The organism is Mesorhizobium sp. WSM4313 (assembly GCF_002294725.1).
In the GTDB taxonomy this organism is placed as follows: Bacteria; Pseudomonadota; Alphaproteobacteria; order Rhizobiales; family Rhizobiaceae; genus Mesorhizobium.
Genome location: NZ_NSFT01000008.1, coordinates 126,353 through 138,285, shown reverse-complemented (window position 1 = coordinate 138,285; position 11,933 = coordinate 126,353). Strand labels below are relative to the sequence as shown.

The window sequence follows — 11,933 nt, the reverse complement described above, 5'->3', positions numbered from 1 at the left end:
TCCCTCGGGAGGATTGGGCAACGGCCCTATTTTTTCTTGCAGTCCGACATCGCCTCCATCGCCTTCCTCGCCTCACCCTCGCTGGCGTATTTCTTCTTGCCGAGATCGACCACAAGCGTGCCGTCGGGCTTCTTCGGCACGATCTCGCATTGCTTCGACACCGCGTCCCTGGCGACCCAGTATTGCTCGGCTGCCATGACCGATAGGCTCATGATGCCGGTGGCGAGGATTGCGGCGAGGATGGTGCGAACCATTGCGGACCTCCATGGCTCTGGTTGGAACGCAACGCGAAACAGGCGGGCGCCGATTGGGCGACGCACGACACGCTGCCTTTGGAAAACGCCCTGTCCGCCGCTGTGTTCCGGCGCTCAGGCGTGCGAATGGGGATCGATGCTGTAAGGATGCACAGGATAATCCGGGCCGATCGTCTCGCTGACGCGTCCCATCCAAGCATCGACAGCGGGATAGTCGGCGAGCGAGAAACCGCAGTCCTCGGCTCGGTGGCTGTAGGCGTAGACGGCGATGTCGGCGATGGTGAGCGCGTTGCCGACCAGGAATTGCGTGTCGGCCAGGCTGCGCTCCAGCGCGCCAAGCGCGCGCACGCCCGCCTCGCGCTTGCCGGCAACCATCGCCTGGTTACGCTCCAGCCGACCGGTCAGCGTCCAGTAGCGCAACGAGCCGATGACCGGCTCGATATGGTACTGCTCGAAGAACAGCCATTGCATCACCTTGGCGCGGGCAAAGCGGTCCGACGGAAGGTAGGGTGTGCCCTCGGCGAGATAGGCGAGGATCGCGTTCGACTCGGCGATCGCCTCGCCATTGTCCAGCCCGAGCACCGGAACTGCGCCTGCCGGGTTGAGCTTCAGGAACGTCTCGGTGCGGCACTCGCCCTCGAAGATCGAGATGATGCGGGTGTCGTAGGCGATGCCGAGCAGCCCGAGCAGGACGCGAACCTTCCAGGCATTTTGCGACGGGAGATAATCGTAGAGCTTGAGCATGGAGTGCATTCCTCGCTGGTGGATTGGCTTGCCATGCGGCGAATGACGGCGCCACCCGATTCAGGCGGGGCGCAGGTCAACGCAGAAAGGTCTGCGCCGTGACGGAACTCGGCCCATCACAATGGCCGCGTGAACCCTCACCGTCTCGCAATATCCTTCGCCACCGCCTGCGCCTCGATGCCGATCTCGCGCAACAGGCCGGTGACCGGATTGTAGAAGCCGACGAGATACACGCCGAGCTCCGTCGCGCGGGCGTTCACGCCGCTCTTGTCCGGCCTGAGCTCCGCCGGCAGGAAGCCGTCATAGGCCGGGCGGTAGCCGGTGGCGAAAATAGCCGCGTCGAATTTCTTCTCCACCCCGTCGGCGAATTTCACACCGTCCCGGGTGAAGCCTGCGATATCCGGTGCGATGCCGATCCGGCCGGCCTTGATCGCCGCCACCGTGCCGACGTCGATCACCGGAATGCGGCCGGCTTCGATCCCCTGCATGATGCCCTGCCGCGGCCGCACGATGCCGTATCTCTCCAGCCGGCCCAGCGCCAGATCGAGGATCTTCGGGAACACCCAGTCGTTCAGCGCCTGCGGCATTGCCCGGCTGGCGATCCCCACCATCTGGATCGGCACGCCGAACAGCTGGCGCGGCACGATGTGGACGCCCTTGCGCACCGAGATTGTGGGCCTGGCGCCGCTTTCAGCCAGGTCGAGCGCGATCTCCGCGCCCGTATTGCCCATGCCGACGACCAGCACGTCCTTGCCGACATAAGGCGCGGCCTCGGTATAGGCGGCGCTGTGCAGCACCTTGCCCTTGAAGGCTTCGATGCCCGGGAAGTTTGGTGTGATCGGCTCGGAATTGTTGCCGGTGGCCACCACCACTTTGCGGGCATTGAACAGCCCGGCATCAGTCTGGACCAGCAGGCGTTCGCCTTCGCGGCGGACCGATTTGACGGTGACGCCGAAGCGCGGCTTGAGCCCGAAACGCCCGGCATAGGCATCGAGATAGGCGACCACCTTCTCGCGCGGCACGTAGCGCGGGTGGCTTTTCGGGAACGGCACGAACGGCAGCGACGAGAAGGATTTCACCGTGTGCAGGTGCAGTCGCCGGTAATGCCGGCGCCAGGACGGCGCAACCTCATCGGCCTTTTCAAGGATGATGAAGTCCTGCCCCGCCTGTTTGAGGCAGGCAGCAACGGCGAGCCCGGCAGGACCGGCGCCGATGATGACGACATTGGTATCCAAATGGCTTCCTCCCGCCAAGGCGGCAAAAGCTATGACAGGAGGGGTTCGAGCGGCAAGTAGGGAGAAGCACCTATGGGCAGCCGCCCTACTCCATCGCGCCCGGCGTCTCGGGCTCATCCTCGGGCGGTTCGAGGATCTCGATCAGTTTCGCCACACGGGCGCCGGGCATGGCGCGGCCTTCATTGACCAGCGCCTCGTCGGCGCCGATCCAGGCGAAGGCCTCGCGCAATTCCTCGAGGCTGGCGCCGGTGAGCGCGATATCGGCGATGACGGCCTCGTCGACCGGTCCAAGCACGGAAATGATCTCGTTGCGGGTCATCTTGTCCTTCCCCATGGGTCGATTGCCCAGGAAAACGATCGACCGGTGAAGCCGGTTCCGAAAATCCGCGGGCCGGCTTCTACCAAACGAGGCCCAATGCTATGGCTCGCCCATGAAGCCCGCCCTCCTCCTCGCCGCCCTGCTTTCGTCCACGCCGGCGGTCGCCGATTGGAAACCTATCGAGAAAATCGAGACTTATGCCGTCTCGGGCGAAAGCGCGGAGCAGCTCTATCTCTCGATCGGCAAGAAAGGCCCGGTGATCGGCAAGGATTCGGCCGGCAACGAACGGCGTGTCATCGCGCACACTTTCTTCAAGCTGACCTGGCAGCGCGACTACCAGCCGCAAGGCGGCGCCTGCGTGCTGAGGACGGCGCGGCCGAAGCTGATCATCACCTACACGCTGCCCAAGCCGGCGGGGAAACTTGGCTCAGCCTTGCAAACGCGCTGGGACGCCTTCGCCGCCGGGCTGATCGCGCATGAGAAGGTGCATGGCGCCGGCATCATCGACATGGTGGACAAGATCGTCGCCTTCAGCACCGGCCTCACAGCCCAGAACGATCCCGGCTGCAAGAAGGTCCGGGCGGAGCTGACAGCCTATCTCGACCAACTCTCCAAGGCGCAGCGCCAGGGCAGCCGCGATTTCGACAAGATCGAGTTTGGGCAGGACGGCAACATGCTGAAGCTGATCGCGGCGTTTCTGGGCGGAGGCTGAGAACGAAGGCAAGAGCGGCAGCGACAGCCCCGCTCCCTGCGCCATGGCGGAAGTAATGCGCGCGTCCTGGATGGATAGCGACCAATCCCGTTGGCGATGTAAATCAGCAGGATTCGGCTTTTCTCGGACACGCTGAAATCTATTACATTAACGATGCCTAATATCCATCGGTGGCGTTTGAAGATCAATCGGCCGCCCTCCGGCGACTGGCTGGATCCACTTCGCTTCAGCGCAGCCTTCGCTCAAACTGTCTTCAACGATGGTAGTAAGCAAGGCGCGCCGCCGCTTTACAGGTGGATGTGGTAGCGCTACCGTCTCACAGTCGCGTGACCGGGGGAGTAGGGCAAACGTCGCCGACGCCAGTGGTGGGTGCTTGCCGGCACCCGTTTCAGCCACACCTTGATTGGAACGGCTCCCCGCGAGATTCGCAGGGACCATCGGGAGGAGTTCGATGGCGTCTGTCGCGATTGGCGATGTCTACAAATCGTTCGGGGCCACCCAGATCCTGCATGGCGTCAGCGTCGACATAGACGACGGCGAGTTCGTCACGCTGGTGGGGCCCTCAGGCTGCGGAAAATCGACCCTTCTCAGGATGGTTGCAGGCCTGGAAAAAATCTCGCGCGGCCATATCTCGATCGGCAGCCGTATCGTCAACGACGTTGCGCCGAAGGAGCGCGACGTCGCCATGGTCTTCCAGAACTACGCGCTCTATCCGCATATGACGGTTGCCGAGAACATGGCGTTCTCGCTCATGCTCAAGGGTGTCCCGAAGGCTGAAAGCGATGCCGGGGTGAAACGGGCGGCCGAAATCCTCGGGCTGGTGCCGCTTCTGTCGCGCTATCCCCGCCAGCTTTCGGGCGGCCAGCGCCAGCGCGTCGCCATGGGCCGGGCAATCGTGCGCAATCCGCAGGTGTTCCTGTTCGACGAGCCGCTCAGCAATCTCGACGCCAAGCTGAGGGTGCAGATGCGGGCCGAAATCAAGGAACTGCACCAGCGGCTGAAGACCACGACGGTCTATGTCACGCACGACCAGATCGAGGCTATGACCATGGCGGACAAGATCGTGGTCATGCATGACGGCCTCGTCGAGCAGATCGGACCGCCGCTCGAGCTCTACGACCGGCCAAACAACCTGTTCGTGGCAAGCTTTATCGGCTCGCCCGCCATGAACCTGCTCAAGGGCGCATTCGCCAATGATGGCCCACCGTCGTTCAGGGGTGCAGGAGGCATTTCCGTGCCTTTACGGAAGCCTCCCTCCATCGGCAACGGCGAAGCCATGGTGCTCGGAGTACGACCCGAGCATCTGCGGCTGGCCGACGACGGCATTCCAGTCAAGGTGGCGGTGATCGAGCCGACCGGGTCGGAAGTGCAGATCATCGGCCGCACGGTCGGCGGGGAGGACATCGTCGCCAATTTCCGCGAGCGCCATTCCTTCGCGCCGGGAGAAACCATTCGGCTGTCGGTTGACCCCGGTCCGATCCACCTGTTCCACGGCGAGACCGGCAAGCGAATCGAGACGGCGCGATAAAAACCAGGCAACGACAGAGCAACAGGAGGAAACGAGTATGAAGTTCACCAGACGCGATGTAATCCGCACGACCGCAGCCGCGGCGGCCGGAGCCCTGGGCAGCCGCTTCGTCGGCTCGAGCGCTTTCGCCCAGGAAGGCGTGACCTACAAGCCCGAGGAAGGCGCCAAGCTCAGGCTGCTGCGCTGGTCGCCCTTCGTGCAGGGCGACGAGGACCAGTGGCTGAAGAATACCAAGCGGTTCACCGAGGCGACGGGCGTGGAGGTGCGCGTCGACAAGGAAAGCTGGGAAGACATCCGTCCCAAGGCGGCGGTCGCCGCCAATGTCGGCTCCGGCCCCGACCTGATGTTCGTCTGGTTCGATGACCCGCACCAGTATCCCGACAAGCTGCTCGATGTGACGGAACTGGGTGATCATCTCGGCAAGAAGTATGGCGGCTGGTACGACGGCCCGAAACAATATGCGACGCGCGAGGGCAAGTTCATCGGCTTGCCGCTGGCCACCATCGGCAACGCCATCGTCTACCGCGAAAGCTGGGTCAAGGAGGCAGGCTTCTCCGAATTCCCAAAGGACACGGCCAGTTTCCTGGAACTTTGCAAGGCATTGAAGGCGAAAGGCCATCCCGCCGGCTTCACCCATGGCCACGGCGTCGGCGACGGCAACAATTACGCGCATTGGCTGCTGTGGAGCCACGGCGGCCAGATGGTCGACGAAGCCGGCAAGGTGACGATCAACAGTCCGGAGACGCTCAAGGCGATCCAGTATGCGCAGGAGCTCTACAAGACCTTCATCCCCGGCACCGAAAGCTGGCTCGACGTCAACAACAACCGCGCATTCCTGGCCGGGGAAGTGAGCGTGATCGCCAACGGCATCTCGGCCTACAACACAGCAAAGATCAACAAGGACAAGGACCCGAAGCTGGCCGAGATCGCCAAGGACATCCGCACGACCAACATGCCGATCGGTCCGGTAGGGAAATCGGTCGAGCTTTTCCAGGTGACCACGGCCGTCATCTTCAATTACACGCCCTACCCCAATGCCGCCAAAGCCTATCTGCAGTTCATGTTTGAGGACCCGCAAATGTCCGACTGGATCACCTCGTCGGCAGGCTATTGCTGCCAAACGCTGAAAGCCTTCGACAACAACCCGGTTTGGAAGGCCGATCCTAACAATGCAGCCTACGCGAAAGCCTCGGCGACGCTGCGCCCCAACGGCTATGCCGGGCCGCTCGGCTATGCATCCGCCGCGACAATGGCTGACTACGTACTGGTGGACATGTTCGCCAAGGCGGTGACGGGCCAGGCGACGCCGCAGGAAGCGATGGAGGAGGCCGAAAAACGCGCCAATCGCTACTACCGCGTCTGATCCTGGCGCAGTTTGAAGCAGGATGACCGCGCTTTGCGGCTTACTCGAGCCAAGCGCGGTCAGCCACAGTTCCACCCGCATAAGAAGGAGCCCGCGCCATGGCCGTGCCGTCCGTTGCCGTTCAGACGCGCCCGTCGATCCGTTCGAGGCTCGCCGAGAGCAGGAACGCTCTCGGCTTCGGCTTCATGCTGCCGGCGGCGGCGCTGCTCCTGGTCTTTCTCACCTATCCGCTCGGGCTCGGTGTCTGGCTCGGCTTCACCGACACGCGCATCGGCCGGCCGGGCATCTTCATCGGCGTCGAGAACTACGAATATCTGTGGAGCGACAGCGTCTTCTGGCTCTCGGTATTCAACACGCTGCTCTACACGGTCAGCGCTTCGATCCTAAAATTCGTGCTCGGCCTCTGGCTGGCTCTCATCCTCAACGAGAAGCTGCCCTTTAAGTCGTTCTTCCGCGCCGTCGTGCTGCTGCCCTGGGTCGTACCGACGGTGCTGTCGGCCATTGCCTTCTGGTGGATCTACGACTCGCAGTTTTCGATCCTGTCCTGGGCGTTGCAGCAGATGGGCCTGATCGACCACCGCATCAATTTTCTCGGTGACCCGACCAATGCGCGCGCCTCGGTCATCGCGGCCAATGTGTGGCGCGGCATTCCCTTCGTCGCCATCACGCTGCTTGCCGGACTGCAGACCATTCCGCAATCGCTCTACGAGGCCGCTACGCTCGACGGCGCCAGCCGGTGGCAGCTGTTCCGCTACGTGACCCTGCCGTTGCTGACGCCGATCATAGCCATCACGATGACGTTTTCGGTCCTGTTCACCTTCACCGATTTCCAGCTGATCTATGTGCTGACCCGCGGCGGGCCGGTGAACGCCACGCATCTGATGGCGACATTGTCCTTCCAGCGCGGTATTGCGGGCGGCCAACTGGGCGAAGGCGCGGCAATCGCGGTCGCCATGATTCCCTTCCTGCTGGCCGCGATCCTGTTCAGCTATTTCGGGCTGCAACGGCGCAGATGGCAGCAAGGCGGCGGAGACTGACATGGCCGCGATCAAGGAAGTCGAGCGCCTGGAGACCGACGAAGGCGGCATGGGCTACCTGCAAAGCCTTCCGCGACGGGTGGTGACGGTCTACCTGCCGCTGCTGGTGTTTCTGATCGTTCTCCTGTTCCCCTTCTACTGGATGACGATCACGGCGGTTAAGCCCAATATCGAGATGACCGACTATGTGAACTACAATCCGTTCTGGGTCGTTCATCCGACGCTGGAACACATACGTTATTTGCTCTTGGAGACTTCCTATCCAGGTTGGTTGCTCAATACGATTATCATTTCGACCGCCGCTACTTTCCTGTCGCTGGCGGCTGCAGTGCTAGCTGCCTATGCGATCGAGCGGCTGAGGTTTTCGGGCGCGCGGCAGGTTGGCCTTGCCGTCTTCCTCGCCTATCTCGTGCCGCCCTCTATCTTGTTCATTCCGCTATCGGTGATGGTGTTCAATCTCGGTCTTTACGACACGCCGTTCGCGCTGATCCTCACCTATCCGACCTTCCTCATCCCGTTCTGCACCTGGCTTCTGATGGGCTACTTCCGCTCGATTCCCTTCGAGTTGGAGGAATGCGCGCTCATCGACGGCGCAAGCCGCTGGCAGATCCTCACCAAGATCGTGCTGCCGCTGTCGGTGCCCGGCCTGATCTCGGCCGGCATCTTCGCTTTTACCTTGTCCTGGAATGAGTTCATCTATGCGCTGACCTTCATCCAGTCTTCGGAGAAGAAGACGGTGCCGGTCGGCGTGCTCACCGAACTCGTTCGCTCCGACGTCTATGAATGGGGCGCGCTCATGGCCGGCGCGCTGATCGGCTCGCTGCCGGTGGTGGTGCTCTATTCCTTCTTCGTCGAGCACTATGTTTCATCGATGACGGGCGCGGTGAAGGAATAGACGTGCATCAGCGCCTGGCACGTGGCGTCGGGCTTGTGACCGGGGCTAGCAGAGCGGCACCAACTTCGCTGCTTCGCGGATGGCTCGCGCGGCGCCCGGATTGCTGACCGGATAGCCAGAGATGAAGCCCTCGACCGAGAAGCTGGGGAATTCGGTGCGCAGACGGTCCGCGATGGCTGCGGCCTCGCGAGCTTCGCCTAGTGTTGCGTGGGCAAGCATCAGGAAGATCAGCACGTGCGGCGAATCCGGCGTGCTCCGTCGCAGCGCGGCTATGGCTTCCCGGTGCCTGCCGGCCGTGAACAGGACGCGCCCCTGCATGCCGAAATACCAGGGCGGGGCAAGCGGGTTGAGTCGCATGGCGCGCTCGATGAGCGGGATGGCTTCCGCCGGATCGCCGGCGACCAGCGCCTTGCTGCCGGCAAGCAGCGCCAGCGTGTCGGCATGGTTGGAACCGCATTCGAAGGCGCGCCGGTGCGCCCTTTCAGCTGCCTCCAAATCGCCCAGGCAACCCATGAGGTCGCCGAAGCAGTTGTGCGCAGTGCTGTCGCTCGGATCGAGCCGCAGCGCATTCTCGGCCGCCCAGCGCCATTTGGCGATCGAGGCGCTCAGATTGTCTCCGAAGCCGTTGCATGCCTCGATCGAATAGGCGTAGGCAAGTTCGGTCCAGGCCTTGACCAGGGTCGGGTCAAGTTCGAGCGCGCGTGAAAACAGCCTGATGGCTTCTCTGTTGCCGCTGCGGCTGAAGGTGTTGTGCTGCTCGACGCCCAGCAGATAGCAGTCATAGGCACGCAGGCTGGCCGGCGGCTTGCGAAGGATTGCATTGCGGCCGACCGTGGCGATCGCTCCGAAACAGCCGGCAAGCACGTTGATCACGCTTTCGGTCAAGCTGTCCTGCAGCGCGAAGATGTCCTCGACGGGCCGGTCGAAGCGTTCGCTCCACAGGCTGACGCCGGTTCGCGTATCGGCCAGCTCCATCGTGAGCCGCACTCGCTGGGTGTCGGCGCGCAACTGACCGGACAGAAGATAGGCCGCGCCCAGGGCCTTGCCGTCGGCAGTGAAATCGGCCGGCTTGCTGCCCAGCGCCTTCATGGTGTGGAAGGCAATGACCGGCAGATCCGCGTAGCGCGCAAGGTCGATGGTGATGTCGGATGACAGCCCGCGAGCAAAGCGGCGCCATTGCTCGTCGGCGCTCAGGCATTCGATGGGAAATATCGCAAGGACCGGCGAAGTGTCGGGCACGGCCGGCATGGCTGTGACGGGGTTGATATGCATGGCAAGCGCGATCTTGCTGCGAACGCCGAGCTTTTCGTAGATCGCGGCGAGATGGGTGCGCACGGTGGATGGCGCGATGAACAGCGCCTCGCCGATCTCGCGATAGGTCAGGCCAGCCGCGAACCTTTCCGCCACCGCACGCTCGCGCTCGGACAAGGCCGGCACAGGCTGGCGCGCTGAAAGCGCGGCCGGTATGGACGCAGCGTCGTGATTCATCTCAATTCCCTGCCCCGCGGACGGCGACATTATCAACGCCCCGCCCCCCGCAAAATACTACAAATGCAGGACCCAAAACACTGCATGCAGCCGATGGATCGACCGAGCGTGGCGGTTCAGGCTCCCGGCGTGCCCTCGATGAGGGCCGTTCTTCCGAGGAGCCAACGATGAAACCCATATTGAACACGATTTCCGATTTTTACGGCGCCGTGCAGCTCGACCTCCGCGACCCGCCGGCCGGAGAAAGCTTGACGCGTCATCCCGGGGTGTTGGGCCTTTTAGCCGTGTGGCACGAACGAGCCTGCTTCCGCGAGGAGCTGGCGCTCAAGGCGCGCTATACGCCATATCTGATCGGCGATGTCGGTCTGACCATGGACGAGGTGCGGGAGGAGCTCGCTAAACCGTTCTGGCGCCGATAGGCCTCAGAAACTCACCACCACCGCATCCGCGTTCCGCTTCGCCGGCCCATGAAACACCGCCTCGATGTTGTTGCCGTCGGGATCGAGCAGGAAGCAGGCATAGTAGCCGGGGTGGTAGGGGCGCTCGCCCGGCGCGCCATTGTCCTTGCCGCCGGCGGCGAGCCCGGCCTGGTAGAAGGCGTCGACCATGGCGCGGTCCTTCGCCTGGAAGGCGAGATGGTGACGGCCGGTGAGCACGCCTTGGGCGGAACGGCTGTCGGGGGTCGAGACGAACAGCTCGTCAGCCCAGAAATGGTCCTCAGCGCCACCGCCGATGGGGATGCCCAGCACTTCGAATAGGCTGCTGTAGAAACGCCGGCTGGCCTCGATGTCGCGCACCACCAGGTGAAGGTGATCGATGAGCCGGCCGCGATAGAGTTCCATGGGATGCTCCTGGTTGAGAGGGTAAATCTAGATGGGACGGGTGTGCGGTCAATGAGGGGTACTGCCGGCTGCTGACACTTCAGCCACTCGCGGGACAGCGCCTGGGACAACGAAATCGGCCCTCAAAAAAAAATCCGGATAAAAAATGCAACCAGATTGTAGGATCGGCTCCCGCTCCGGCGTCCTTCGGACGCAAGCGGCCCGGTGGACTGGAAAAACCGTGCCGCATCAAACAGGATGCCTTACGGCATGGAGAAAACCATGAACCATTCCTATCGTTGGGTCATCGTCGCGGCCGGCGCGCTGATGACCTGCGTGGCGCTCGGCGCTATGTTTTCGCTGGCAATCTTTCTGGAGCCGATGTCGCTCGACACGAACTGGTCGCGCACCGGCATCTCCAGCGCCATGACCTTGAATTTCCTGGTGATGGGCCTCGGCGGCTTCGCCTGGGGCGCGATCTATGACCGGGTCGGCGCCAGGCCCGTGGTGCTTGCGGGCGCGGTGCTGCTTGGACTGTCGCTGGTGGTGGCGAGCCGGGCGACCTCGCTGCTGGTCTTCCAGCTCAGCTACGGTGTCATCGTCGGGCTGGCGGCCAGCGCCTTCTTCGCGCCGATGATCGCGCTCACCACCGCCTGGTTCGACACCAACCGAAGCCTTGCCGTCTCACTAGTCTCGGCCGGCATGGGCGTGGCGCCGATGACGATCTCGCCCTTCGCCCGCTGGCTGATCACGGCCTATGACTGGCGCACCGCCATGTTCGACATCGGCGTCATGGCCTGGGTGCTCTTGTTGCCCGCCGTCTTGCTGGTGCGCCAGCCACCGGCGGCGGTCGCAGCCAGCGACGGCACGCCGGCGCCCGTCACCGACGATCCCGACATGAGCGTCGGCCAGGCGCTGCGCTCGCCGCAATTCATCGTGCTGGGCCTCACCTTCTTCGCCTGCTGCGCGGCGCATTCGGGCCCGATCTTCCACATGGTGAGCTATGCCATGTCCTGCGGTGTGGCGCCGATGGCGGCCGTGACGATCTATAGCGTCGAGGGGCTGGCCGGCCTTGGCGGGCGCGTGCTCTACGGCGTGCTCGGCGACCGGCTGGGCGTCAAGCCTGTGCTGGTCGCCGGGCTTGCTATCCAAGGCCTGGTGATCGCAGCCTATCTCACCGTCGGCCAGCTCGAGCAGTTTTACCTTCTGGCCGTCATCTTCGGCGCCACCTATGGCGGCGTGATGCCGCTTTACGCGGTGCTGGCGCGCGAATATTTCGGCCTGCGCATCATCGGCACCGTCCTCGGCGCGGCCACGATGCTCTCCAGCCTCGGCATGTCGCTCGGGCCGCTCGCCGGCGGCATGATCTACGACGCCACTGCCAGCTATCGCTGGCTGTTCATCGGCTCGGCGCTGATTGGGCTGGGCGCCGCCGGTATCGCGATCGCCTTCCCGCCGCAGCCGAGCCGGCAGAAACTGCAGATGGCTTGAGAACTGCTGATGGTCTCCCCCCTTGTGGGGGAGATTAGCCAGTCCT

13 protein-coding genes are annotated in these 11,933 nt (G+C 63.4%); 7 read left to right on the top strand and 6 right to left on the bottom strand.

Annotation, left to right across the window (positions count from 1 at the left end; genetic code table 11):
- Nucleotides 1-26 precede the first annotated feature (26 nt).
- The 4 genes from CK219_RS19380 to CK219_RS19365 form a co-directional block, all read right to left on the bottom strand.
- Complete coding sequence (locus tag CK219_RS19380; protein WP_176477076.1) at nucleotides 27-254, bottom strand: hypothetical protein; 228 nt, start codon at nucleotides 252-254, stop codon at nucleotides 27-29.
- 114 nt (nucleotides 255-368) lie between these two features.
- Nucleotides 369-998, bottom strand: coding sequence for a glutathione S-transferase family protein (locus CK219_RS19375; protein WP_095768488.1), 630 nt, complete (start codon nucleotides 996-998; stop codon nucleotides 369-371).
- A gap of 137 nt (nucleotides 999-1,135) precedes the next feature.
- Nucleotides 1,136-2,233 carry an NAD(P)/FAD-dependent oxidoreductase gene (locus tag CK219_RS19370; RefSeq protein WP_095768335.1) on the bottom strand — a complete coding sequence of 366 codons (1,098 nt, stop codon included), beginning with the start codon at nucleotides 2,231-2,233 and terminating at the stop codon, nucleotides 1,136-1,138.
- 85 nt (nucleotides 2,234-2,318) lie between these two features.
- The gene (locus tag CK219_RS19365) at nucleotides 2,319-2,552 is read right to left on the bottom strand and encodes a hypothetical protein (RefSeq protein WP_095768487.1); all 234 of its coding nucleotides are present in this window, start codon (nucleotides 2,550-2,552) and stop codon (nucleotides 2,319-2,321) included.
- Nucleotides 2,553-2,664: 112 nt separating this feature from the next.
- Here CK219_RS19365 and CK219_RS19360 point away from each other — a divergent pair, with 112 nt between their 5' ends.
- From CK219_RS19360 to CK219_RS19340, 5 genes are all read left to right on the top strand, one after another.
- Nucleotides 2,665-3,264: a DUF922 domain-containing protein gene (locus CK219_RS19360; protein WP_095768334.1), complete on the top strand. Its 600-nt coding sequence runs from the start codon at nucleotides 2,665-2,667 to the stop codon at nucleotides 3,262-3,264.
- A gap of 451 nt (nucleotides 3,265-3,715) precedes the next feature.
- Nucleotides 3,716-4,792, top strand: coding sequence for a sn-glycerol-3-phosphate ABC transporter ATP-binding protein UgpC (gene ugpC, locus CK219_RS19355; RefSeq protein ID WP_095768333.1), 1,077 nt, complete (start codon nucleotides 3,716-3,718; stop codon nucleotides 4,790-4,792).
- Nucleotides 4,793-4,829: 37 nt separating this feature from the next.
- On the top strand, nucleotides 4,830-6,155 hold the full coding sequence (locus CK219_RS19350) for an ABC transporter substrate-binding protein (RefSeq protein ID WP_095768332.1): 1,326 nt from the start codon (nucleotides 4,830-4,832) through the stop codon (nucleotides 6,153-6,155).
- 98 nt (nucleotides 6,156-6,253) lie between these two features.
- Nucleotides 6,254-7,192 carry a sugar ABC transporter permease gene (locus tag CK219_RS19345; protein ID WP_095768331.1) on the top strand — a complete coding sequence of 313 codons (939 nt, stop codon included), beginning with the start codon at nucleotides 6,254-6,256 and terminating at the stop codon, nucleotides 7,190-7,192.
- Nucleotide 7,193: 1 nt separating this feature from the next.
- Entirely contained in the window at nucleotides 7,194-8,087 is an 894-nt protein-coding gene (locus CK219_RS19340) for a carbohydrate ABC transporter permease (protein ID WP_095768330.1), read from the top strand.
- Nucleotides 8,088-8,132: 45 nt separating this feature from the next.
- Here the strand turns inward: CK219_RS19340 and CK219_RS19335 are convergent, their stop codons facing one another.
- Nucleotides 8,133-9,575, bottom strand: a complete 1,443-nt coding sequence (locus CK219_RS19335; protein WP_095768329.1) for a LuxR C-terminal-related transcriptional regulator — start codon at nucleotides 9,573-9,575, stop codon at nucleotides 8,133-8,135.
- Nucleotides 9,576-9,742: 167 nt separating this feature from the next.
- On the opposite strand from CK219_RS19335, the gene CK219_RS19330 reads away from it, so the two are divergent.
- Nucleotides 9,743-9,994 (top strand): hypothetical protein, encoded by a 252-nt coding sequence (locus CK219_RS19330; protein ID WP_095768328.1) that lies wholly within the window; start codon nucleotides 9,743-9,745, stop codon nucleotides 9,992-9,994.
- Between the two features lie 3 nt (nucleotides 9,995-9,997).
- On the opposite strand, the gene CK219_RS19325 is transcribed toward CK219_RS19330, so the two are convergent.
- Nucleotides 9,998-10,417 (bottom strand): VOC family protein, encoded by a 420-nt coding sequence (locus CK219_RS19325; protein ID WP_095768327.1) that lies wholly within the window; start codon nucleotides 10,415-10,417, stop codon nucleotides 9,998-10,000.
- Nucleotides 10,418-10,678: 261 nt separating this feature from the next.
- Between CK219_RS19325 and CK219_RS19320 the strand changes: the two genes are divergently transcribed.
- Nucleotides 10,679-11,887, top strand: coding sequence for an MFS transporter (locus CK219_RS19320; protein WP_095768486.1), 1,209 nt, complete (start codon nucleotides 10,679-10,681; stop codon nucleotides 11,885-11,887).
- The last annotated feature ends 46 nt before the right edge of the window (nucleotides 11,888-11,933 follow it).

What these genes read in the sequence shown, in the direction of transcription:
- CK219_RS19365 (WP_095768487.1), bottom strand. Translation starts at nt 2,552, where the DNA reads ATGACCCGCAACGAGATCATTTCCGTGCTTGGACCGGTCGACGAGGCC.
- CK219_RS19330 (WP_095768328.1), top strand. Translation starts at nt 9,743, where the DNA reads ATGAAACCCATATTGAACACGATTTCCGATTTTTACGGCGCCGTGCAG.
- ugpC (WP_095768333.1), top strand. Translation starts at nt 3,716, where the DNA reads ATGGCGTCTGTCGCGATTGGCGATGTCTACAAATCGTTCGGGGCCACC.
- CK219_RS19340 (WP_095768330.1), top strand. Translation starts at nt 7,194, where the DNA reads ATGGCCGCGATCAAGGAAGTCGAGCGCCTGGAGACCGACGAAGGCGGC.
- CK219_RS19360 (WP_095768334.1), top strand. Translation starts at nt 2,665, where the DNA reads ATGAAGCCCGCCCTCCTCCTCGCCGCCCTGCTTTCGTCCACGCCGGCG.
- CK219_RS19325 (WP_095768327.1), bottom strand. Translation starts at nt 10,417, where the DNA reads ATGGAACTCTATCGCGGCCGGCTCATCGATCACCTTCACCTGGTGGTG.
- CK219_RS19345 (WP_095768331.1), top strand. Translation starts at nt 6,254, where the DNA reads ATGGCCGTGCCGTCCGTTGCCGTTCAGACGCGCCCGTCGATCCGTTCG.
- CK219_RS19320 (WP_095768486.1), top strand. Translation starts at nt 10,679, where the DNA reads ATGAACCATTCCTATCGTTGGGTCATCGTCGCGGCCGGCGCGCTGATG.
- CK219_RS19335 (WP_095768329.1), bottom strand. Translation starts at nt 9,575, where the DNA reads ATGAATCACGACGCTGCGTCCATACCGGCCGCGCTTTCAGCGCGCCAG.
- CK219_RS19375 (WP_095768488.1), bottom strand. Translation starts at nt 998, where the DNA reads ATGCTCAAGCTCTACGATTATCTCCCGTCGCAAAATGCCTGGAAGGTT.
- CK219_RS19350 (WP_095768332.1), top strand. Translation starts at nt 4,830, where the DNA reads ATGAAGTTCACCAGACGCGATGTAATCCGCACGACCGCAGCCGCGGCG.
- CK219_RS19380 (WP_176477076.1), bottom strand. Translation starts at nt 254, where the DNA reads ATGGTTCGCACCATCCTCGCCGCAATCCTCGCCACCGGCATCATGAGC.